This window comes from Coprococcus eutactus (assembly GCF_025149915.1).
GTDB classification, from domain to species: domain Bacteria; phylum Bacillota; class Clostridia; order Lachnospirales; family Lachnospiraceae; genus Coprococcus; species Coprococcus eutactus.
The window spans coordinates 1,685,916-1,706,824 of sequence record NZ_CP102278.1 but is presented as its reverse complement, the minus strand read 5'-3'; the positions used below and the strand labels follow the sequence as shown (position 1 = coordinate 1,706,824).

Below are 20,909 nucleotides of genomic sequence, written 5' to 3'. Positions count from 1 at the left end.
TCGTGCCGGCTGAGGTGCTGAAGAACAGAGAGTAAGGATAGTGGCAGTATGATATAAAAGTACCTTAAAATAATATATGATTGCGGAGGCGGTATAAATAATCGCCTCCGTTATTTTGTGTGCAAAATTAGTCTGAAAAGCAGATAGGTATTGTGATTGCTGTCGGGACTATACGGGATATATATGCGGTTTTTCTTGCACAATGTGCAGTTTATATTGTAAAATCATTTATAGTATGCAAAAAAGTAATAGGAAAAGAGAATTACAGATATGGAGAAATTACTTAAGATCATCACTGATGTCAATTCATCGGTGAACAATTTTATATGGGGAGTGCCATCCATGATATGTATCGTGGGTGTTGGACTGTGGCTCCTCATAAGAAATCGTGGCGTTCAGTTTACAAAGTTTGGATATGCTTTCAAACATACGTTTGGAAGGATATTCAACAAGAAGGAGACCTCAGAAGGTGCCATAAGTCCATTTCAGGCTGTATGTACAGCACTGGCGGGAACTGTTGGGACGGGAAATATAGCGGGAGTTGCCGGAGCCATCGCCATAGGCGGTCCGGGAGCAGTATTCTGGATGTGGATATCAGCACTTCTTGGAATGGGAACAAAGTTTGCAGAGGTAGTTCTGGCGGTGTTCTATAGAGAGAAAGATGCAAATGGTGACTGGGTTGGAGGCCCAATGTATTATATCAAGAACGGTCTCGGCAAGAAGGCGTACTTCCTTGCCGTGGCATATTCGATTTTAGGTATACTAACTGTGTTTGGAACCGGAAATGCAACCCAGGTCAACACCATAACAACGGCTATAGACTCAGCTCTTTTTAACTACAATCTAGCTGACAGGAGCAATGCATTTACAATAAACCTTGTGATAGGAATCATAATAGCCATTCTTGTTGCGCTTATACTGATAGGCGGAATAAAGCGAATAGGAAGAGTCGCTGAAAAACTCGTGCCATTTATGGCGGCAATGTATATAATTATGGCTATAATCCTTGTCTTAATAAATATCAAGAGTGTGCCTGACGTGTTTGCATCGATATTTGAGGGCGCATTCAATCCAAAGTCCGTCACAGGCGGAGTGGTTGGCAGCCTGTTCCTTAGCATGCGAAAGGGCGTGTCGAGAGGTATCTTCTCCAATGAGGCAGGTCTTGGTACAGGATCAATAGCCCATGCATGTTCAGATGTAAAGCACCCGGTGCAGCAGGGGCTCTGGGGAATATTTGAGGTGTTCATCGATACTATCGTTATATGTACACTCACAGCCCTTGTTATCCTGTGCAGTGGAACAGATATAGCGTATGGACAGGCAGCAGGTGCAGACCTGACAATAAATGGTTTTGTAGCCACATATGGAAACTGGATATCTATATTTACGGCAGTTGCTCTTTGCTGTTTTGCTTTTTCAACAATTCTCGGATGGGGACTTTACGGTTCTAGGTGCGTAGGATTCCTGATCGGAAGCAGATTCATAAAGCCATTCATGGTAGTGTATGCATTTGTCGCGATCATAGGAGCAACAATGGATCTCGGACTCCTGTGGGATATAGCGGATACATTCAACGGCCTCATGATAATACCGAACCTTATCGCTGTGTTTATGCTTTCTGGTACTGTCGTTAAGCTCACCCGTGAATATTTTGATGATGGTCCGGGCAAGTTTGGAGTTGAGATTAGTAAATAGAACTGACGGTGAAACATGTCTGGTGATTCTTACTGGGCTGTGTAAAATGAAAGGAATTTTAATATGGAAGAAATATCAAGTGAAATTTCTAACAAATATGCTATACTTATTGACTCGGAGAATGTATCAGCAAAATATATTGAGAGTATATTTGATGAGCTTTCAAGACTTGGCTCCATAACAGTCAGGAAGATATATGGAGACTGGTCAAAGAATAATAACGGCTGGGACAAGGATTGCCTTTTGTCCTACTCTATACAGCCGGTGCAGCAGTTTTCCTATACAGCCGGCAAAAACTCAACAGATTCGGCAATGATAATAGATGCCATGGATCTGCTTTATACAAGCAATATAGATGGATTCTGTCTGGTGACGAGTGACAGTGATTTCACAAGACTGGCATCGAGACTCAGAGAGGCTGGCAAGCAGGTGATAGGAATGGGAGAGCGAAAAACGCCAAAGGCTTTTGTCAGTGCATGTACCAGCTTTAAGATACTCGACTCTCTTGTGAATGAAGACCTTAACAAGCCTGCATCAAAGCCTGTTTCTATGGAGACTGCGGTTTCGGATGAATCAAGTATAACAAGTATAAGAGACATAAAGAAGACTGTATACAACATCATTGATGAGAATGAGGATAAGGACAAAAAGACTCATATGGGTGAGATTGGTAGCCGCCTTGTGAACAAATATCCTGATTTTGACGTGAGAAATTATGGATATTCTAAGCTTTCAACATTTCTCAGCGAGGAGTTTGATGACCTTGACATAGACAAGGGAAGACAGAAATTTGTGTCCATCAAGAACCACATGGATCCGAAGAGTGAGGTAAAGGACAAGATAATCAGACTCCTCACGGAAAGCACGGATACTATGTACAATATGGGAAGATTGAATACGGAACTCAAGAATATTATTCCTGGGTTCAGCATAAAGAAATATGGATATAGCAAATTCTCCAGTTTCCTTAAAAGTTTCGGGTGCTTTGAGATAGTTGGAGACCGGGTAAAGGTTACAGAAAAACAGATATAGATCAACGATTTGGAATTACGGTGTTGAATTGTGTATTTTGAGAAAAAATAACAAAAAAAGTAAGTTTTTTTGTTGAAAATCAATAAGAATAGTGATAAATTGAAATTGTGGGTTTTTATGTACGGAGAACCTGCTATGGGGGAAGAAGTGTACGCACAAAATAAGGAGAGGCATTATTTATGATACTTATTGATACTCAAAAAGAGGAGTTTAGCAAGCTTAAGGATATTCGTGTCTTCGGAAAGATAAGCCATGAGAACAGATTTAACAAGAATTTTCTGGTGATAGGTCTTGGTGGACTTGGAAGCAGAGCTGTATGTGCGTTGAAAGGGATGCTGGTGAATGATATAACCCCGGAAGACAATATTAATTTTCTCATGATCGATTCAGATATTTCAGAGATGGAACGGACTATAGAGGATAGCAAAGAAGGGGTTGGTTTCAATGCTCTTGAGGTTATCAGTATATACAGACCTGATATAGAAAATGTACTTGAGAATGGGATCCAGAACAACAAGATACATAAGAATCTTGCTAACTGGATGAGTCCAGAATTTCCAGAGATAATAATAGGAAGAGATGGCGCAAAGGGAAACAGACAGATTGGCCGTCTGATGTTTTCCAATGCTTATACAGATATAAGGATGTTGTTGTTTGACAAACTGCAGGCAGTGTACGACAAGACAGAGGAGGGTACAGTTGATGTACTCATAGTGTCTGGCGTCTCCGGAGGAACCGGAAGTGGAATCCTGTCAGATGTGGCATACAATATAAGGGCTTACGGCAAGGCGAAGAAGTGGAATAACCTCAGGATAGGTGGTTGTCTATTGATGCCGGATGTGTTATTTGGATATAAAGCAGTATATGAGGATACAGAGCTCGTGTCCAGACTAAATGCAAATGGATGTGCGACCATGAAGGAAGTGGATTATTACATGAAGCTTTCTGAGAAGGATGACAATTATACATTTATTAGTAAGGATAACAAGATGGTCATCAGAGAGAATCTCTTTGATGCCTGTATGCTTGTATCGGGAAGAAAAGATTCCCAGGGCTATATTCCTGAAGGGTTTGTACTGAAAGATGTGGCAAGTTTCATTTACAGGCTTGCCAGCAACAAATATATCGGCAACAACGATGTCGACAATGACAGGAAGCTTCTTAGAGATGTTTTCTTTGAGAATGAAGGCTATGCCATAACCAACTGGAAGATGGAGCATAATGATGAAGATATCAAGAAGTCTAACTGCTACTATAAGGTTGTAAGCGAGGCTGATTACCATATTCCAATCAAGGAGATTGAGAATATGTGTGAGAATGATATATTTTCACAGGCGTACAAGGGATTATACCGTTCTCCTTTTAAAGAGGGCAACGCGGAGGCAGATATCAAGGGTGTCCTCACAGAACTCACAGAGTTCCTAGGAGAGGATGCTGGGGAGAATATCAAGCTGAATGTGGGCGGACTTATCCAGTACAGTCAGATCACCAAGCCAACATATAAGATGATCAAGAAGCATACAGATGGACTCAGAGAGGGATTTGCTACCAAAATGGAGAATTTCGAGAAAGAACTCCCTGTCATAATAAAGTCCATGAAGAATAAACTTTGGGGCGCGCTGGATGATGTTATCGTTAAATATATGAAGGAATTTGGTCCGTTTGGCGCAATAGATATTATAGGAGCTCCGAGTGCGGGAGTAACTGACTCCACCAAGGGTATGATGGCTGAGGTCAAAAAGCTTGAAAAAATGATGAAGGATTACACTCCGTCGGGAGAGTATACGAGAATCATCGATTCCATAAAGGAGATTGTGGCAAAGAGATTTTTTACATTCCCATCTGCCAAGAGGGAGACCGAGAATGGATACTATGAAGCATGTATCAAGGAGATGCTTGCCGCGGAGAGAACAAAGCTTATAGATGAACTTGACGCACAGGATTTGTTTGGCGATACTCTCAGATGGCTTCAACAGAGGGCTGAGAGACTTGACGAGATATATTCACAGTTCGGGGAGGATCTTAAGAATTCCATAGATGATCTGTCTATTGCGGGCAGTCAGACAGTTGTGAACATATTAAAGAAGGCCAAGAGACATGAATTTCTTCCTACGGACTATGTTACATCCAAGAGGATAGGAGAGATGAGTTCAGGCATTATCAAGCTCATGCTTGATAATGAGGCCAACATTGACAACGGAAGAGTCATACCGGTTAAAGATGAGATGGAGAAGATTTACAGAGAATTTTTCTCCGGTGTTGGAGCTTACGGACCTGAAAAGATGTTTACAGTTGCATTTTCGGATAATAAACTTACGGAACAAGATATCAATGTAATGTTTGGCTCACCGGTCAATGATCGCCGTACAGCTATCATGGAGGAGGCTGCAAAGGCATTTGTGGATGATATATCAGAGGAACAGCCACTCTGTGTACTTAAGGATGATTACAAGGAGAAGCTGCTTGCGAAGAAATATATTTCAGTTCCTAATGTTATGCCGTATTTCAGTAAGGCAGTGAAGGCGATACTCATGGGCAAGCCATACAATGAGAAGGAAGACTCGATAACATTGAATCCTGGCGAGATTGAGATATCCATAGATGATATATTTGTGGGTGTCCCTGTTTCCATGATGCAGTGTGCAATGGAGATGCAGATGGCATACAATGCGGTTTATGATTACAAGGGACTTCATATAGATGAGGTCAATAAGGATATGAAGAGTTTCCCAGACTTTGTGACTATATAATTATTTAAGTTTATTTATAGGGTATTAGCAAGAAAAAATTTTAATACAGAGCCATTTAATATCACACTGTATATTAAATGGCTCTGTTGCGTTTAATGGAACGGGTGTGGTACATTAGTTGTAATTGGTGATTAAAATAAAGCTGTAAAATATGTTGAAAAGGATTTTGTAAAGGGTGTTGTATGGGTCATAGTATGGATTATTTGTTGTATGTCATGGATACAAGGGCACTTGAGGACGATGCAGAATTTGAACGGTGGCTTGAAATGGTGTCTGAATACAGAAGAAGAAAAGTTCTGAGGCTTAGAAGAAGAGAGGATAGAAATGCAAGTCTTGCCGCAGGATGTCTGCTTTCATATGCGTTAAAGCAGTATGCGGGTATAGATGAGCGGAATATTGTATATATAAAGAATAAATCAGGGAAACCATTTATCATAGAAAATTATGATGAGCAGTATGATCTGGGGAGAAATGCTCCCGGTGTGGACAGAATGTGTGCGTCTGCGTACAGAAATGATAATACTGATATACAATTTTCCATAAGCCACACAGAAGGGTGCGTTGCTGTTGTGGTTGGAGGAAACGTATGTGGTATTGATGTGGAGCATATTAGACGCATACCGGACAGCATAGTAAACAGAATGTACTCAAAGGAGGATGCAGAACGGATAGCGGATATTGAGGATGAAAGTGAAAAAGCAGATATATATAGCACATGTGTGTGGACCAGAAGGGAAGCTTTTGGAAAGATGACTGGGACAGGGCTGCTCATGTCTGATCCGGATCAAAAGAAGGTCATGGATGATGGATATATGGCGGAACGTAATGCGGTGCTCACGAACTATGAAATAGGACAATATCCGTCAGGTAAATTGTTCATAATAAATTGCAAAGAGAGCGTAAAGGCGCAGTTCGTTGTGGCTGTATGTAGTGAAAAAGGCGCATCGATTGCGGATCTGCACGTCATTGATTCACATAAGCTTGAAATATAGGCTTCACCATTTGCGTGTGGTGTGGTATTATGTGTAATTAGGTGTATAAGCAAGAAAAGTACTTAAGGAGAAGGAAATGAGTAAAAAAGCGACAAAGGCTCTTAATAATAAATATTATGTAGCGAGGTACAATGCTTCTAAGAATAATGATAGTCTTACAAGCAGGGAGAAAAGTGCAGAGGTTCTTAATATCGACAGAACAAGGCTTTCTAGGATAGAGCTTGGAACAGTAGTCCCGTATCCGGAGGAAGTGCTGTCCATGTCAAAGGCGTATGACATACCTGAGCTTTGCAACAGCTATTGTTCAAGCGACTGCCCTATAGGAAAAGAGACTGTGAAGCCTATAAATGCAGATAGTTTGGACAGACTTATACTCCAGTTCCTTGGTTCATCAAAGAAAATGGAGGATATATCAGAACAGCTCATAGAAATAACCGCTGATGGAATAGTCGATGAAACTGAGGTGGCAGCATTTGATGCGATTCTTGATGAACTTGAGAGGATGTCTGTAAATATACAGTCGCTTATGCTCTGGGCACAGAAGAACAGAGATGCCCTGAAAGAGAAGAACAATTAAAGCATATCCGCAAACAGTGATTTATAAAAAAAATAAATATGAGGAAAAGATAATGGATGACAAGTTAAGAGAAGAGATAAACAGAAGAAGGACATTTGCCATAATTTCACATCCTGATGCCGGTAAGACGACACTTACAGAGAAGTTCCTGCTTTTTGGAGGAGCCATCAATACAGCCGGTTCAGTAAAAGGAAAAGCAAACTCAAAATATGCAGTGTCCGACTGGATGGATATAGAGAAGGAGAGAGGTATTTCTGTTACTTCGTCTGTTTTACAGTTCAACTATGATGGTTACTGTATAAACATCCTTGATACTCCAGGACACCAGGATTTCTCGGAGGATACCTACCGAACCCTCATGGCTGCTGACTCAGCTGTCATGGTCATTGATGCGTCAAAGGGTGTTGAGGCTCAGACAATAAAGCTTTTTAAGGTTTGTGTCATGAGACATATTCCTATATTCACATTTATTAATAAGATGGATAGAGATGCAAGAGATACATTTGAACTTCTCGATGATATAGAGACAGTCCTCGGTATAAAGACATGCCCCGTAAACTGGCCTATAGGTTCCGGTAAAGAGTTTAAGGGCGTGTATGACAGAAAGACACAGGTTGTTTCAACATTTCAGGCTATATCCACAGGTGGAGCGAAAAAAGCGGCTGAGACTGATTACCACATTGATGATGATGAACTCAAGAAGCTGGTTGGACCATATCTGTATGAACAGTTCAAGGAGGAGATAGAGCTCATCGACGGAGCAACAGATGAGATGGATATAGAGAAAGTCAGGGCTGGAGAACTATCACCTGTATTCTTTGGTTCCGCACTCAATACATTTGGTATTGAGCAGTTCCTGAATTATTTCCTGCAGATGACAACGCCTCCGCTTGGGCGTAATTCATCTGAGGGGATTATAGATCCTGTGACAGAGCCTTTCTCGGCTTTTGTGTTCAAGATACAGGCGAATATGAACAAGGCGCACAGAGATAGAATCGCGTTCATGAGAATATGCTCCGGCAAATTTGAAGCTGGTATGGAAGTATACCATGCGGCCAGCAAGAGAAAGATCAAGCTTTCCCAGCCACAGCAGCTAATGGCACAGGATAGAAAGATAGTAGAGGAGGCTTATGCTGGGGATGTTATAGGCGTATTTGATCCGGATCTGTTCTCCATAGGTGATACACTCACAACAGGCGGTAAGAAGTTTGAGTATGATGGCATTCCTACATTTGCCCCTGAGCATTTCTGCAGAGTTGTACAGCTCAACAGTATGAAGCGAAAGCAGTTTGTAAAGGGTGTTACGCAGATTGCCCAGGAGGGAGCTATCCAGATATTCCAGGAGTACACCGCGGGACTTTCCGAGATCATAGTGGGAGTTGTCGGCGTGCTGCAGTTTGATGTACTCAAGTACAGGCTGGAGAATGAGTATGGCTGTGAGATCAGACTTGAGCCTATCCCATATAACTTCATCAGATGGGTGAAGGATCCGACCGTAGATGTGACAAAGCTCAAGAGAGTTAGCGATGTCAAGAAGGTTAAGGACATGAAGGGCAATCCACTTCTCCTGTTTGCAAATGAATGGGTCATTGATCAGGTGCTTCAGCATAATGAAGGGCTTGAACTTGAGGAATTCCGCAAGAACTAGGGAAAAGTGAATATTTTCATTGATATTTAAACATATAGAAAAGACTGTGAGGCTGACGTGCCAGCCCACAGTCTTTTTCGCGATTTATATGAATAAACGCTCTGTAATGTGCAAATCCTAGTGTTAGACAGATAACACTTGGAGGGCTTTGATATGGCGGGTAACAGAGTGGTTATATGCGGTGTAAATACATCAAAATTACCATATCTTACAGAGGATGAAAAGAACAAGCTGTTTGACAGAATGGAGCAGGGGGATGAATCTGCGAGGGATGAGTTCATAGAAGGAAATCTTCGACTTGTTCTCAGCGTGATACAGAGATTTGGAAGTTCAAATGAGAATCCTGACGACCTTTTTCAGGTTGGATGTATAGGTCTCATAAAGGCACTTGACAACTTTGACAGGAGCCTCAACGTTAAATTCAGTACTTATGCCGTACCTATGATAATAGGGGAATGTAGGAGATATCTGAGAGACAACAATGCGATAAGGGTGTCACGTTCCCTCCGCGATATAGCGTACAAAGCGATATACGCGAAGGAGAATCTGCAAAAGACTAGGGATAAGGAACCTACGATAGAAGAGATAGCGGAGGAGATAAGTATACCTAAGGAAGATATCGTTATGTCACTTGACGCAATATCAGCCCCTTTGTCACTTTATGAGCCGGTGTACCAGGAGGGTGGAGATACGTTGTATATAATGGATCAGATAAAGGATGGTAAGAGTAGAGAAGAACTGTGGGTGGAAAATCTTGATCTCAGGGAAGCTATGGGCAGGCTGTGTGACAGGGAGAAAAATATCGTAAGGCTGAGATTTTTTGAGGGAAAGACTCAGACAGAGGTGGCTGAGGAGATAAGTATATCCCAGGCACAGGTGAGTCGCCTTGAGAAGAATGCCATAAAAAGCCTTCGTAGATATCTAGAGGATAAATAGGAAATTCGATTATAACCGGATTTAAAGTACACATAAAAGCATATACAAAAAGCAGAAACAGCAGCCGTCATGCGAAATTGCGAGATGAGGACTGCTGTTTCTGCTTGAAATGTTAAATAAAAAAGATGATACTAGATGTCTTATGGTATCTGGTGCCAGTTTATATGAGATAACCAGAATCGAGATCTACATCCTTTACATCCTGTCTTGTGACGAGACCGTCTTTCTGTATCTCTTTCTCGATCTCCTTCAGAGTCTCCATCGGAAGTTCGGTCATCAGAGCGACCTCATCGAGGGATATGTTGACTTTGAGCATCTTTTCGGCCATATCGTATTTGGCCTTTGTGGTTTTATTCATATATGATCACTCCTTGTTGTGGTTTATGATATCCTTCTCAGCCCATTTTAAAAAATTGCCATTTGTATCTATGACGTTCTGCATTGCAGTATGTCCCGGAGCTCCGATGGTGTTACGTTTCTGAACACACTCCTCCATGCTTATGGCGGTGTAGATGTCATCTTCAAATACCGGGCAGATGGCCTTGTATTCGTCGAGGCTTAGCTGGTCGAGAGAAATATTCTCATCTATACACTTGAGAACGAGCTGACCTACGATTCCGTGGGCATCACGAAAAGGAACACCATGGTTTACAAGATAGTCTGCGGCGTCTGTTGCATTTGTAAAACCGTTCTTGGCTGAGGCTTCCATTTTAGGTTTGTTGACTGTCATGGTTGCGATCATTCCAGTGAACAGTGCAAGACAGCCCTTGACAGTGTCGATAGCATCAAAAGTAAGCTCCTTGTCCTCCTGCATGTCCTTGTTGTACGCAAGTGGTATTCCCTTCATGGTTGTTAGGAGAGACGTGAGAGCTCCGTACACTCTTCCTGTCTTGCCTCTTACAAGTTCAGCTATATCTGGATTCTTTTTCTGAGGCATGATCGAGCTTCCTGTACTATAAGAGTCATCAAGCTCAACGAACTGGTATTCATTTGAATTCCAAATGATTATCTCCTCAGAGAAACGGGATAGGTGCATCATAATAGTGGACATTGCGGACAGTAGTTCTATGCAGTAGTCTCTGTCGGCAACAGAATCCATGCTGTTGAGCGTTGGACCGTAGAAATCCAAAAGAGATGCAGTGAGTTCTCTGTCGAGCGGATATGTGGTTCCGGCAAGAGCCCCTGATCCGAGAGGACAGTAGTTCATTCTGTCGTATATATCGTTCATTCTGTCGTAGTCGCGCTTGAACATCTCCATATATGCGCCCAAATGGTGAGCCAGAGTTATAGGCTGAGCCTTCTGCAAATGAGTAAATCCTGGCATATAAGTGTCTATATGTTCCTTCATAAGTACATGGATCGTGCTCATAAGCTTGAAGATCAGTTTCTTGAGCTCAACGATCTCATCTCTTACGTAAAGCTTCATATCAAGGGCAACCTGATCGTTTCTGCTTCGACCAGTGTGAAGCTTTTTACCTACGTCGCCAATCCTGTCGATGAGATTGGCTTCAACAAAGCTGTGTATATCCTCGTATTCAGAGGTGATCTGTAAGCTGCCATTCTCAACATCGTTTAAGATTCCATTCAGTCCGGCGATGATCTGGTCTCTCTCAATGTCTGTAAGAATGCCAGATGCAGCAAGCATTGTTACATGAGCAATACTTCCGCGAATATCCTGTCTGTAGAACTTTTGATCAAATGAGATAGAAGCGTTGAAATTGTATACTAGTTTATCTGTTTCTTTTGTGAAGCGTCCGCCCCAGAGCTGAGCCATATTAAATCCTCTTTTCTTTAGATTATAGTAAAGTGCTGTTCAGGAAAAAACGTTTGAAGCTGTGAGCATATTCTCAGTGCAGCTTGTAAATTCTAGACAACGTGTACATTTTACAACATTGGAGATTTATAATCAACCTGAAACAAAGTGAGTGTTTATCATAGTTTTGACAGTCGGTGTTGCAGGTGGGAGTGGCAGATGATAATATAATAGTGGGTATAGAGGTAAAAAGGATGGAGGTATATGTGAAGACAAAGAAGAAGATAGGTCTGTTTGTGATTATTGTTGCGGCACTGGCGATCATGATGATAGGATTTCGCTGGTTTTTTTTCGAAGTCCTGAAGAGTGACCAGATGTTGGATGGACTTGTGGAGTTTCGGGCATCTGTTGTCAAGGATATGGAGTCTGGAAGCAAATCAGGAATGTATTTTGTTAAAAACGTAAAAAAGAAAGATGTACCCAATATCAACAAATATATTGATTCGGCATATGGCTCGGTCGATACATACCGCATAATCATCGAATCCGGTGATTATCTGGCGATTCAGTTCAATTTCGAATTGTCAGATAACTATTATGTTGTGAGAAAATATTTGTATGGTACGGATATACCGGGTGACAATGAGAGAGCGCTCCGTATCTATGATGTTGTGGATGGATTTATAGATAGATATATAACTGATGGAATGACGGATTTTGACAAGGAACTGGCAGTGCATGACTACATAGTTTCAAATTGTCATTATGGATATCCTGAAAATAAGGATGATGCATATACGGCATATGGAGCCCTGGTGCTGGAACGGAGCGTGTGTGATGGATATGCGGAGGCCTTCTTCGTTATAATGTCTTGTCTTGGAGTTGACTGTGACATAGTTGTCGGCAGCACCGATGAGGGACTTCACGCATGGAATCAGGTAGCGCTTGGCGGTGAGTGGTACAATATAGATCTGACTTGGGATGATTCGCTTCCGGATATGGGAAATTATATTAAACACACATATGTTAATGTGGCGGATGATGTACTTGAGCGGACACATATATGGCAGAAACAGTTCTACAGAGAATGTACAGAGGATACCTATAATTTCTATTCAAAGAAATTCTACAGATATGAGTGCTTTGATGACTACGTTAAAGGTGTTAAAATACAGCTAGGAAGAAACAAAGTTGTCGAGGCTGCAGTAAGGACGGATGAGGCAACTTTTGACTTGTCTTTTTTCTATAATTATGGCAATATAAATTCCATAAATTATGCTATAGAAGATATGGGTGAGTATAAAATTATAGTAGTGTATCTCAACTTTAGGTGATCTGTGTGAAGATACACGTTTTAAAATAAATAGATCAGATTAAAATATCCAGGACAAGGAGTTCGATATGAAGAAAAGAGAATTTATGAATGAACTTAAGGAGGCCCTTGATGGAAGCGTCTCCACTCAGACATATTATGACACTATGAATTATTATGAGGACTATTTTAAAAAGCAGAAAGAAGCCGGCAGAACGGAAGAGGAGATATGTGCATCTCTCGGTTCTGCCAGGATAATAGCCAAGACCATCATAGATACAGAGGGGCAGGGTGCCAGCGGCAGATATTACGACACCGAGAGTGATTCATACGATGGTGGTGTAAATAATCGCCGGGCCGGTGAGAGCAGCCAGAAGGGCTGGCATGTAAATGTGGATGATGAGGGCAACACAAGCTTTGCATACGGCAAGCTGGATTTCAGTTCAACCCTTGGAAAGGTCCTCACTGCGATAGTTCTGGTTCTTGCTGCGGCCCTTGTCATAGGAATAGTGCTAGGTGTTATATGGATTGGATTTAAAATAGTCTGGTATGTTGTAATCCCAGTAGTGATAATTCTCTTTATCGTCAACCTGATCATATATATATTTGGTGGGGGAAGATATTAGAGGGTATGTATCAGTATATTAGGTGGATGTGGGGACGAGAATAGTCTTGAAAAACAATGTTTAAAAAAATTCAAAAAAAAACAAAAAAATTGTTGACAAAACATAGTCATTTGAGTATACTAACAAAGGTGTCAGCGATGACACGAAGTAACATGGGATCTTAGCTCAGCTGGGAGAGCATCTGCCTTACAAGCAGAGGGTCATAGGTTCGAGCCCTATAGGTCCCATTTACGAAATATGGCGAGATAGCTCAGTTGGCTAGAGCATGCGGTTCATACCCGCAGTGTCGAGGGTTCGAATCCCCCTCTCGCTACTCTAGTGTGAGGCGAAGGCTAAGTCCTTTGCCTCTTTTTAATTTGCTGAAGATGGCTTATTTATTATATTTTTGAGAAAAGGAGAGACAAATATTGTCAATACTATTTAGCCAGAACAGCAGTTCAGTTTAGACCAGGTAACACTACAGGAAACACAGATGAATAGTTAAAGTTAAAAGAGAGTGCTTAAGCACTCTCTTTTTATGTGAAAGGAGAGTTATGACAGGAAAAACGCATGTTGTTGAAGGAAATGTTTTTGCATTGGGTAGCTATATTCTAATGAAGAAGACAGGGTTATTGGTTGACAGTGTATGGGAGCCATTGCAGTTAGGTATTATACTGCCTTACGCAACCTGGGCCAGTACATTACCAGATCTTGACCAGAATAATAAAAACAGGGGTGAGACAAATCCAGTTAACTCAGTTATACAGGATTTTTTTAGAATTATACAAGCAGGACACAGGAGTGTGAAATCTCATGTGGCTCCTTGTGTAATTGCAGGGGTGCTATGCATAATGTCTATTTTGGGAAAATCTGTTTTTAATTTAAATCAAATTAGTACAAATATCTTATTTCTTGGTCTGATTGGTTTGTTTTGTGGGTTATTGTCTCACCTAATACTTGATTTGTGTACTGCTATTTTTTGGAGTGCCGAGCTCCTTAACAACTATGGCTATACAGGCCAGGGCAGTGTGTTATCACTGCCCATTTTTACTTAATGGAGGTTGCAATGTTAACAGATTTTGGTTTAGGATTATTACAATACCTAGGAGTACCTAGGTCAATTGGGGAGTACAGCGCAAGAGATATTGATCGAATTTGTTATGGGGATGTGTGCATTGCTCCTACAAAAATTAGAGCTATTGCAGATACTCTAGGCACTGATTTTGACCATCTAGTTCAGCTTGGTAAAGAACATAGAAAACAATTAAGTAGCGGCTACGAACTTATTATTGACTTGATTAACGATTATGTGTGGTTGCGTAATGAGATGGTTTAATTAGTAATGGACATATAATAACAATAATTTTGAATAAAAGTTGTGATACTGTCATCAGGAAAAGGCTTTGCGGATCTGGCGTTTATTCCGCTTTCGGGAAACAGTTCAAAACCTGCAATGATAGTGGAATTTAAATATGATAAATCAGAAGAAACCGCTATGGATCATATAAAAACAAGACAGGTACGAGTCTCTTAATTGAGGCTCCTATTTTGCATCTGTGGAAATTATCTTTAGTTGAATAATATGAGAAAGGAGACTATACTCTGTATAAGGGTGATTATGTGAATTATATAGAGTATAAAATTGGTGAAATGATAAATGATAACAGCGATGATATAGCTAGGTTTCTGCAAAGACATTTTTATTTATAGTCTAGTACAAAGAGAACTACAGATTTTTGTTTTCATGCCATAGATAATACATTAATTGATATAAGAAAGTCTATAGGGGATAAAGTGTATGTTTTTGGCGTGGATGAGCTGCGAAGTATAGGAGATTTGGATAAGTTACAATAAGAGGTGTAGTTGTTGCCAAAATCTCAGCATGCTACACTACAAATGGTTACACAATTTATCACAATTATAGGCAGATATGAGCTTAATTGATATGATGAAAATAACAAATGATTTATATGGATCTTGATTTAGTGATGAATAGTAAGAAAGGGTAATTTTATGAAACCATTAACACTTTTTTCGGATAAGAAAGAATCATATTTCTTAATGAACAAGGATGATTTATTACTTGTTTTTTATAAAATAAGTGTAGGTAGTGGGTATATATTTAATATTGATGAAGCATCAATTCAAAAGATCCCACCAAACTTCAGAGATATTAACACGTTTCTCAGTTCTAGGACTATTATAGCTAATAGAGATTCCATAGAGAGAATTCTTAGTAATATTGGGTTGAGCGAAAGATTTGATTTAGCATTGGCTAATTATGGTATTTCTATGAATGATACCTTATGGATAAAACGTGCTGACGATAAAATGACCTGGGATACAATAAATCCATACAACAAAGAACGTGTTTTTGATTTAGCTTGGTTTTGTTCTGATATGGATAAGTCTAATTTGCATGTGGGGAGACCTGAATATTCTACTGATGGTAATTTTCCTAAATGCTGGGTAAAGCAAGATGGTGTTGACAAGCTTATTAAGTGTGGGGGCAGCGGCGCATATAACGCAGGTTTGGAGCCCTTTAGTGAGGTACTTAGTTGCCAGCTTTTAGAGGCTTTAGATTATAAAAAATATGTGCCTTATGAACTATGTGAAATTGATTATACCAAATTTGGTTATAAGTTTCTAAATAGTAAGTATATGAAAGAAATAGTTTCTCCTACTATAGAGGATAATATACGGATTGCTTCAGTTTGTGACAGTTTTACAAATGAACAGATTGGTTATGTTCCTATGCGTTATTATTCTGAGGGAAGCTCATATCAGGAGCTTTTACAAAAAGCTGATTTTTGTAATGATCTTTCTGTGATGCTATTATTTGATTGTTTATCTTTAAATGTAGATAGACACACTGGAAATTTTGGGTATTTGATTGATAATAATAATTTTAATACCATAGAGTTTGCGCCAATATTCGACAGTAATTTAGCATTAGCTCCTTACTGGGTGCCTTCTTTAGACGGAAATCTGAATTCATATGCTGCAACTTGTTCGTCAAAGTTTGGAAATTCATTTATAGAATTAGGTGCTTTTATATTACAAAATCGACCGGACCTTATAGAAAAGGTTAGAGCTGTGGCAAAATATTTTGAGTTTAAAACGACAGAACCTTATTCATTTAAGCTGGCGCGTTTAGAAGCTCTTAGTACTCTTGTGAGAACACAAGCTATTCTTATTCTGAAGAATTCAGAGAGGAGATGAACGTTATGTGCAATCTGAGCGAAGGAATAGAAGAAAGAGGTATTGAAAAGGGTATTGAAAAAGGTATTGAAAAAGGTATTGAAAAGGGCATTGAAAAAGGTATTGTAAAAGGAAAAGTGGAACTGTATTATAACGAAATGCATCTTTCTGAGAAAGAAATCAGCGAAAAGCTTGGTATAAAAGAAAGTGAAGTAAAAGATATTATCGCTGGTACAGTCGATTCAGCGTTAAGCAAGGCTAGTAAAGAAAATGACAATAGAGACAGTGATACTATTACCATGGATAGCTTTATGGATGTTTAGAAATGAACCTGCTACGATTTGTACTAGGTCATAGTATAGAGGTATACATGCCCTTAAAACGAGACAGGTAGGAGTCAGTTAAGTCCGGCTCCTATTTTATGTTTGTAGGTAATGTCTTTTCGAATACAATGTCGAGCTGAAAACAAGAAAATAATGAGTAGTTGTCCTCTCCTCTTCAACGTGATACACTACGTATTAGAAGAAAACATGGTATAGCTATTTAGATTACTTTGACTCTATCAAGCTCTCAAATCAAGGGAATGATACTGAATAGCAACACAAGCCCTTGTCAACAAAAACCTAAATGAGGCTTTTTAATCCTTATATATAATTATCTAATGATTAAGAAGTAGTGACTGAAAAAAGTCACAAGAAGGAGGAGTATTATGAAGAACAACGACAACAAGAAAAAGAAGATCGCAGTAATTGTGATTGCAGTAGTGATTCTACTGTTAGTAGTGGTAGGATCAGGTGTAGCCCTCGGAGTATTCCGTAGCACAAAGGGAAGTGCATCCGGTAGAGGTGACAAGAAGGCTTTCACAAATAAGCTTACGACTGAGGCTACCACTTTAGCCAAAGCAACAACAAAGGCTACCACTGAAAAGGCTACTACAGAAAAGGCTAAGAAGACTACGACAAAGAAGACTAAGAAAGTAGCCAGTGTAAGCGGTGGTATCACAACAGAGTCTAAGAATGACAGCAATACAAAGGCTACAACAGAGAAAGCTACACAGGCTCCATCAGATAACTCAGGTAATGGTGATTGGAATAACCCAACAGAAGCACCATACGTTCCGGATACTGAAGCACCAACAGAAGCTCCTACTCAGGCGCCAACTGAGGCTCCTACAGAAGCTCCTACAACACAGCACCAGCATACTTGGGTTGATGTTACCGAAACTACAACTGAAAGAGTTAAGGTTAAAGATGCTTGGGACGAAGAAGTAGAATACTACAAGTGTTCATACTGTGGTGCTAGAGAGACTGATGTTGGTGAGTTTCATATCAGTGATTGTGGAGAGAAATATTACGATGAATATTTTCATAAGTGGTTATATGAGGGTGCTAGCTGGGTTTCAGGCTGGGATACAATACATCACGATGCAGAATACACAACCAAAGAAGTTACCAAGGTAGTGGGTCAGAAGTGTTCTACTTGTGGTGCTACAAAATAAAAAACAGGAGGTAGTCCTTTAATCGGGACTACCTCTTTTCTGTGTAAACAAAAAGACCAGCAGAACTGGTCTTGGTTATCATCATGCTTGAGATTCGGTTAAAAGCAGAAACGACTGTTACATCGAATCCGCCTGGGTTTTAATTAAAGAACTAGCATTCTTTAATTAACGTCTGCTCAGATTTTCACAATTATCTGGGCAGTCCGTTTTTTGGTATGAATAACCACGCTCAAAAGGTGGAAATTCACTTTCTTCTTCAACTACATTATAGAAATAAAACATGATAATAACCTTCTTTCTTAGACACCATATGTAGTGTACTTTTTGACGTATGCTATAACATGTGTCTTTGGTTGGTTCAACTTATAAAAGTTAATGTTTGCACATCAGGCGCTAGCAGTGTCAAAGCTGCTAGCACTTTTCGCTGGTTTATCCAGCTTTGCATTAATTAATGTAGATAGATTACTTATGCGACTTATGATAGGATCAGACATAAGTTCGTACTGGCTGAATCCAGTCGGAATGCAAAATGTTCTATAATGATCCATTAAGTTTGAGTAACCTTTTTGACAACAAGGATAGCTAAAGATGTTAAGTGTATACCAAAGAGTTATTAGCAGCGTTAATAACTGTCGTTCGACTGAATTATTGGTGTATTCAACTCGAAGAACTGCAAGAATCTTCTTTAAGAAGGTATTGCTAGGGTATTGCAAATCTAAGGCGTCACGTAGCATTTCTTCACGAGATTGGGCATAGCATTTGGTGTAGTGAGAAGATTCGACTGTATCAATCAAACTTTCGCAGTTAACGTAAGCATTATTGTTATGAATGATGGGCATAAGAACGCGAAACAGTACTTGGGAGGTGTTGTTTTTGAATTCTATATCCTCGCAGCAGTGATGTAAGCGTTCAAACTTGCGCAAATTCAGAAAGTGTACTAGTGCTTCTTCTTTTCCAAGTTCATACTTTAGGTAAGTATAGCTATTTATTTGCTCATTGATTTCGAGAGAAGTTTTGTTAAATGTTAATGGTAAATTTCTATCTATTGTAAGCATATTGAGCCTTCCACATTATGTTGTGTGTGTTGTTGGTACTATAAACATTATATAGTGTGTACAGGAACAAAACAACTTACAAAAAGTTAATGCATCAGGCTCTAGCAGGGTAACACTTGCTAGGGTTTTTCGCTGGATTCTTTCCAGTAAAAAGAGATGGTGCGCACCATCTCTCCATATTATCCCTGTGTTATTCAGTCTTAGCTATATCAACTTTAAGTGTGCTAGTGGTATTTGATGTTTATCATTGTTGGTCAAATGACATAGCGAGTTAAGTGTGCTAGTGGTATTTGATGTTTATCATTATTGGTCAAATGACATAGCGAGTTAAGTTGAAACGTAACAGAGAGTTTAGCACAATCCAGTTAATGCCTAGAATTTAACTGGTGGGGCGGGATTTTGTCTCTCCAAAAGCTATGTATAATTACAGTGAGCTTCGTCCTCGGGATAAAGAAAAAATTGCTTCTAAGATTTTTGTACACATTGTGTATTACCTCCCTTCACAACTTTTTACTATTGTACAGAAGCTAGGTTCTGTTATCAATAGTTGGAATACACGATGTGTGCAGGAGCAGTTATTTAGTATGCCGCTTTACTTTCATAGAAAGGAGACCTATACTCTAAATAGGAGGTTATTATGAATTATTTAGAGTATACTGTTGGTAAATTAATGGTGGATAGTTTTGAACGAGGTATTGTCAAGTATCTTGGTAAACAGAGTAGTGTTGGTAAGAAGTGTGAGTGTAGATTAAATTCATGCTATAATTCTTTAGAGAACACATTGCATTATCTGAAAGAGAATTACGCAGATAGATTATACTGCTTTAATGTAGATTCTTTGCGTAGTTCTGAGGATATAGATAGATTACTTAATCAATTATATAGAGGACACGAGCGCATTTCTAGCATTGATGATAACAGCACAAATGAAGAGGCCTTCAGCAAATTGATCGAAGGTAGTAGAGATGTATTTGAAGTCGAACGAGTCATTAAGAGACTAATTGTTTCTGATTGGAATGAACATCTGTCAGTGATAGATAGTTATCATCCGGATGATGTGATTGCTGATCCTAAGTTAATTGTCAGAGCCATAGATCCTTCGTGGTATTCTCTGAGAACATGTAATGTTTTTACAACTTCATTGTTCAAGAAGGAATTTGGTTGGTATAATAATCGAAGTATTGCAATAGCATACAAGACAGATCCTTCATCTTTAGTCTGCATGGATACAAAAGATCCATCATACAACTTAACTAAGGTAGAAGAAGGTAGTTTACAAGATATTTTATTTGATATCAGAGGTATGGTTGGTTTGCAATTTTATACCGGTAAGGATGGTATCTTCAGTATGTTTGATCAGTTCGCAGCTAATGCTAATAGGTTTGGTGGAACTATTGTTCTGAAGTCTGAAGCAGAGCCTATTGCTGTATTAGTGAAGAACGCATCAAATAGAGATTATAGGTATGCATCTTCACTTGCTTTAGTAATGGAACTTCCATTATACAAGTTAGTAGGTGAAGAATTACATAAACAAGAGGTAGTCCTTTAATCGGGACTACCTCTTTTTAGTGCAAATAAAAAGACCAGCAGAACTGGTCTTGGTTACTAGGCTCTAGCAGGGTAACACTTGCTAGAGTTTTTAGGCAGAATAAAAAGCATCAAGTGGCCACTTGATGCTTTTGGTGCTATTCCATATGTATGTCTTGTTTGCTTTGTTCATAGTAATCTTGGTCAGCGGTTGTTGGAGTTAATTATTGTTACCAACTGATTTGACGAAGTTCTATACTTAAAATCCAGAGGCGAAGCATAACATATTTGCGTATAGTTTCTAGAATTTATACGTTGAGGAAGGGCA

The 20,909-nt window shown here is 39.6% G+C and carries 19 protein-coding genes and 2 tRNA genes; 18 read left to right on the top strand and 3 right to left on the bottom strand.

Annotation, left to right across the window (positions count from 1 at the left end):
- The first annotated feature begins 270 nt into the window (after positions 1-270).
- The 7 genes from NQ536_RS07320 to sigG all read left to right on the top strand — a co-directional run bounded on the left by NQ536_RS07320 (position 271) and on the right by sigG (position 9,630).
- Complete coding sequence (locus tag NQ536_RS07320) at positions 271-1,695, top strand: alanine/glycine:cation symporter family protein (RefSeq protein ID WP_004853010.1); 1,425 nt, start codon at positions 271-273, stop codon at positions 1,693-1,695.
- A gap of 63 nt (positions 1,696-1,758) precedes the next feature.
- Positions 1,759-2,727, top strand: a complete 969-nt coding sequence (locus tag NQ536_RS07315) for an NYN domain-containing protein (RefSeq protein ID WP_004853008.1) — start codon at positions 1,759-1,761, stop codon at positions 2,725-2,727.
- A 179-nt stretch (positions 2,728-2,906) separates the two neighbouring features.
- Positions 2,907-5,477, top strand: coding sequence for a tubulin-like doman-containing protein (locus NQ536_RS07310; protein WP_004853004.1), 2,571 nt, complete (start codon positions 2,907-2,909; stop codon positions 5,475-5,477).
- Between the two features lie 194 nt (positions 5,478-5,671).
- Entirely contained in the window at positions 5,672-6,469 is a 798-nt protein-coding gene (locus tag NQ536_RS07305; protein ID WP_044998311.1) for a 4'-phosphopantetheinyl transferase family protein, read from the top strand.
- Positions 6,470-6,545: 76 nt separating this feature from the next.
- Positions 6,546-7,046, top strand: coding sequence for a helix-turn-helix domain-containing protein (locus NQ536_RS07300; RefSeq protein ID WP_004853001.1), 501 nt, complete (start codon positions 6,546-6,548; stop codon positions 7,044-7,046).
- A gap of 52 nt (positions 7,047-7,098) precedes the next feature.
- On the top strand, positions 7,099-8,694 hold the full coding sequence (locus tag NQ536_RS07295; RefSeq protein WP_044998309.1) for a peptide chain release factor 3: 1,596 nt from the start codon (positions 7,099-7,101) through the stop codon (positions 8,692-8,694).
- Positions 8,695-8,847: 153 nt separating this feature from the next.
- Entirely contained in the window at positions 8,848-9,630 is a 783-nt protein-coding gene (sigG, locus tag NQ536_RS07290) for an RNA polymerase sporulation sigma factor SigG (RefSeq protein WP_004852998.1), read from the top strand.
- A 160-nt stretch (positions 9,631-9,790) separates the two neighbouring features.
- Here sigG and NQ536_RS07285 read toward each other — a convergent pair whose 3' ends face one another.
- Positions 9,791-9,988, bottom strand: a complete 198-nt coding sequence (locus tag NQ536_RS07285) for a hypothetical protein (RefSeq protein WP_004852993.1) — start codon at positions 9,986-9,988, stop codon at positions 9,791-9,793.
- A gap of 6 nt (positions 9,989-9,994) precedes the next feature.
- Positions 9,995-11,404 (bottom strand): argininosuccinate lyase, encoded by a 1,410-nt coding sequence (gene argH / locus NQ536_RS07280; protein WP_004852991.1) that lies wholly within the window; start codon positions 11,402-11,404, stop codon positions 9,995-9,997.
- A 191-nt stretch (positions 11,405-11,595) separates the two neighbouring features.
- Here argH and NQ536_RS07275 point away from each other — a divergent pair, with 191 nt between their 5' ends.
- The 10 genes from NQ536_RS07275 (at position 11,596) to NQ536_RS07230 (ending at position 17,999) form a co-directional block, all read left to right on the top strand.
- Positions 11,596-12,717, top strand: coding sequence for a transglutaminase domain-containing protein (locus NQ536_RS07275; RefSeq protein WP_155803887.1), 1,122 nt, complete (start codon positions 11,596-11,598; stop codon positions 12,715-12,717).
- Between the two features lie 67 nt (positions 12,718-12,784).
- Entirely contained in the window at positions 12,785-13,321 is a 537-nt protein-coding gene (locus NQ536_RS07270; RefSeq protein ID WP_004852988.1) for a DUF1700 domain-containing protein, read from the top strand.
- 154 nt (positions 13,322-13,475) lie between these two features.
- Positions 13,476-13,548 (top strand) — tRNA-Val (locus NQ536_RS07265).
- A 12-nt stretch (positions 13,549-13,560) separates the two neighbouring features.
- A tRNA-Met gene (locus NQ536_RS07260) sits at positions 13,561-13,634 on the top strand.
- A gap of 220 nt (positions 13,635-13,854) precedes the next feature.
- On the top strand, positions 13,855-14,355 hold the full coding sequence (locus NQ536_RS07255; RefSeq protein WP_004852987.1) for a metal-dependent hydrolase: 501 nt from the start codon (positions 13,855-13,857) through the stop codon (positions 14,353-14,355).
- A gap of 11 nt (positions 14,356-14,366) precedes the next feature.
- Positions 14,367-14,636, top strand: a complete 270-nt coding sequence (locus NQ536_RS07250) for a hypothetical protein (protein ID WP_044998308.1) — start codon at positions 14,367-14,369, stop codon at positions 14,634-14,636.
- 42 nt (positions 14,637-14,678) lie between these two features.
- Positions 14,679-14,834 (top strand): hypothetical protein, encoded by a 156-nt coding sequence (locus tag NQ536_RS07245; RefSeq protein ID WP_004852984.1) that lies wholly within the window; start codon positions 14,679-14,681, stop codon positions 14,832-14,834.
- Positions 14,835-15,313: 479 nt separating this feature from the next.
- Positions 15,314-16,522 (top strand): HipA domain-containing protein, encoded by a 1,209-nt coding sequence (locus NQ536_RS07240; protein WP_004852983.1) that lies wholly within the window; start codon positions 15,314-15,316, stop codon positions 16,520-16,522.
- Between the two features lie 5 nt (positions 16,523-16,527).
- Entirely contained in the window at positions 16,528-16,824 is a 297-nt protein-coding gene (locus tag NQ536_RS13760) for a hypothetical protein (RefSeq protein WP_044998307.1), read from the top strand.
- Positions 16,825-17,210: 386 nt separating this feature from the next.
- Positions 17,211-17,999 (top strand): PT domain-containing protein, encoded by a 789-nt coding sequence (locus tag NQ536_RS07230; protein ID WP_004852980.1) that lies wholly within the window; start codon positions 17,211-17,213, stop codon positions 17,997-17,999.
- Positions 18,000-18,385: 386 nt separating this feature from the next.
- Here NQ536_RS07230 and NQ536_RS07225 read toward each other — a convergent pair whose 3' ends face one another.
- Positions 18,386-19,054 (bottom strand): hypothetical protein, encoded by a 669-nt coding sequence (locus NQ536_RS07225; protein WP_004852979.1) that lies wholly within the window; start codon positions 19,052-19,054, stop codon positions 18,386-18,388.
- Between the two features lie 637 nt (positions 19,055-19,691).
- Between NQ536_RS07225 and NQ536_RS07220 the strand changes: the two genes are divergently transcribed.
- Positions 19,692-20,603 (top strand): hypothetical protein, encoded by a 912-nt coding sequence (locus tag NQ536_RS07220; protein ID WP_004852977.1) that lies wholly within the window; start codon positions 19,692-19,694, stop codon positions 20,601-20,603.
- Positions 20,604-20,909 lie beyond the last annotated feature (306 nt).

Excerpts from the sequence above, each read along its gene's own strand:
- NQ536_RS07320 (WP_004853010.1), top strand. The coding sequence starts at position 271 with ATGGAGAAATTACTTAAGATCATCACTGATGTCAATTCATCGGTGAAC.
- NQ536_RS07315 (WP_004853008.1), top strand. The coding sequence starts at position 1,759 with ATGGAAGAAATATCAAGTGAAATTTCTAACAAATATGCTATACTTATT.
- NQ536_RS07310 (WP_004853004.1), top strand. The coding sequence starts at position 2,907 with ATGATACTTATTGATACTCAAAAAGAGGAGTTTAGCAAGCTTAAGGAT.
- NQ536_RS07305 (WP_044998311.1), top strand. The coding sequence starts at position 5,672 with ATGGATTATTTGTTGTATGTCATGGATACAAGGGCACTTGAGGACGAT.
- NQ536_RS07300 (WP_004853001.1), top strand. The coding sequence starts at position 6,546 with ATGAGTAAAAAAGCGACAAAGGCTCTTAATAATAAATATTATGTAGCG.
- NQ536_RS07295 (WP_044998309.1), top strand. The coding sequence starts at position 7,099 with ATGGATGACAAGTTAAGAGAAGAGATAAACAGAAGAAGGACATTTGCC.
- sigG (WP_004852998.1), top strand. The coding sequence starts at position 8,848 with ATGGCGGGTAACAGAGTGGTTATATGCGGTGTAAATACATCAAAATTA.
- NQ536_RS07285 (WP_004852993.1), bottom strand. The coding sequence starts at position 9,988 with ATGAATAAAACCACAAAGGCCAAATACGATATGGCCGAAAAGATGCTC.
- argH (WP_004852991.1), bottom strand. The coding sequence starts at position 11,404 with ATGGCTCAGCTCTGGGGCGGACGCTTCACAAAAGAAACAGATAAACTA.
- NQ536_RS07270 (WP_004852988.1), top strand. The coding sequence starts at position 12,785 with ATGAAGAAAAGAGAATTTATGAATGAACTTAAGGAGGCCCTTGATGGA.
- NQ536_RS07255 (WP_004852987.1), top strand. The coding sequence starts at position 13,855 with ATGACAGGAAAAACGCATGTTGTTGAAGGAAATGTTTTTGCATTGGGT.
- NQ536_RS07250 (WP_044998308.1), top strand. The coding sequence starts at position 14,367 with ATGTTAACAGATTTTGGTTTAGGATTATTACAATACCTAGGAGTACCT.
- NQ536_RS07240 (WP_004852983.1), top strand. The coding sequence starts at position 15,314 with ATGAAACCATTAACACTTTTTTCGGATAAGAAAGAATCATATTTCTTA.
- NQ536_RS13760 (WP_044998307.1), top strand. The coding sequence starts at position 16,528 with ATGTGCAATCTGAGCGAAGGAATAGAAGAAAGAGGTATTGAAAAGGGT.
- NQ536_RS07230 (WP_004852980.1), top strand. The coding sequence starts at position 17,211 with ATGAAGAACAACGACAACAAGAAAAAGAAGATCGCAGTAATTGTGATT.
- NQ536_RS07225 (WP_004852979.1), bottom strand. The coding sequence starts at position 19,054 with ATGCTTACAATAGATAGAAATTTACCATTAACATTTAACAAAACTTCT.
- NQ536_RS07220 (WP_004852977.1), top strand. The coding sequence starts at position 19,692 with ATGAATTATTTAGAGTATACTGTTGGTAAATTAATGGTGGATAGTTTT.